The organism is Paenibacillus thermotolerans, from assembly GCF_028745515.1.
In the GTDB taxonomy this organism is placed as follows: domain Bacteria; phylum Bacillota; class Bacilli; order Paenibacillales; family YIM-B00363; genus Paenibacillus_AE; species Paenibacillus_AE thermotolerans.
Map to the genome: position 1 here is coordinate 1 of NZ_JAQZSG010000089.1, position 1,251 is coordinate 1,251.

Genomic DNA, 1,251 nt, shown 5'->3' on the forward strand with positions numbered 1-1,251 from the left:
GAGCCAATAGATAATAATTAAAAACGTTAATCAGAGGTGTTCACGTATGGGGGAAATACGTCAGCATTACAATGACGAGTTTAAAATGCGTACGGTGAAATACATTCAGGAAAACCAGAAATCAATTCCAGAATACGCTCAAGAGCTTAACATTCCGGTAAAGACACTCAGGGGGTGGATGGAGAAATACCGCGAATTTGAAAATGAACCCCTTGTGTCCAAGGATCTCCTGAAAGAAAAAGATCGAGTGATTGCGGATCAAGCAGCAGCGATCGCAGATCTTCAGGAGGAGCTGGCCATTTTAAAAAAGGCAGTGCACATCTTCAGCAAGCAAAGGAACTAAGGTTTCAGTTTATCGAATCTCATCGCTCAGAGTTTCGATTAGAGAAGATGTGCAAGGTACTTGAGGTTTCCAAGAGCGGTTTTTACAAATGGTTGTCAGCTGAGCCTAGTGCGCAAGAAAAGCATCGGGAGTTCCTAAAAAAGCGCATAACATGGCACTTCTTTGACAATAAGAAACGATACGGCAGCCCAAGAATTGCAGATTGTCTATGGAAAGAGGGCATTCATGTGTCTGAACGCACTGTAGCGTCACTGATGCGTGAAATGGGCTTGAAGTCTTGTATGAGCAAAAAGTATCGCGTGTCCACAACGGACTCGAATCATAACCTGCCGATTGCACCAAACCTGCTGAACCAAAACTTCGCTGTTAGTGCGCCAAACAAGGTATGGGTTGCGGACATCACCTATGTGCCGTGCCGAGAGGGTAAGCTCTATTTAGCTAGTGTTCTGGATCTATGCACCAAGCAAATTGTCGGTTGGAAACTCGGCAGCCGAATGACCGAAGATCTTGTATTAGACGCCTTAAAACAGGCATATAAAGCGAAGAAACCTAAAAAGGGCCTTATCCATCATTCAGATCGCGGTTCGCAGTATGCGTCCAAAGAATACAGGAACCAACTAGACACCTACAAAATGCAAGCAAGCATGAGCCGAAAAGGAAATTGCTACGACAACGCTTGTATTGAGGCTTTCCATAGCTCGATTAAACGAGAGTTGATTTACTGCACATCGTTCAGAACGAAGGCACAAGCGTACGACGAGATCTACGAATACATTGAGTTATTTTACAACCGGAAACGAGTTCATAGTTCGCTGGGATATATGTCGCCGGTTCAGTTTGAGGCACGCTTTTACAAGAAAAAAGCTTAAATTCTCTTAATGGTTGTCCACTTTCTTGACAGAAGTACA

The 1,251-nt window shown here is 43.9% G+C and carries 2 protein-coding genes; both read left to right on the forward strand.

Annotated features, from left to right (window positions below; all coding sequences use genetic code 11):
- The first annotated feature begins 46 nt into the window (after nucleotides 1–46).
- Nucleotides 47–343 (forward strand): transposase, encoded by a 297-nt coding sequence (locus tag PT964_RS26335; RefSeq protein WP_274366332.1) that lies wholly within the window; start codon nucleotides 47–49, stop codon nucleotides 341–343.
- An 11-nt stretch (nucleotides 344–354) separates the two neighbouring features.
- Nucleotides 355–1,212 carry an IS3 family transposase gene (locus PT964_RS26340; RefSeq protein ID WP_274366333.1) on the forward strand — a complete coding sequence of 286 codons (858 nt, stop codon included), beginning with the start codon at nucleotides 355–357 and terminating at the stop codon, nucleotides 1,210–1,212.
- Nucleotides 1,213–1,251: the final 39 nt, after the last annotated feature.

What these genes read in the sequence shown, in the direction of transcription:
- PT964_RS26335 (WP_274366332.1), top strand. Translation starts at nt 47, where the DNA reads ATGGGGGAAATACGTCAGCATTACAATGACGAGTTTAAAATGCGTACG.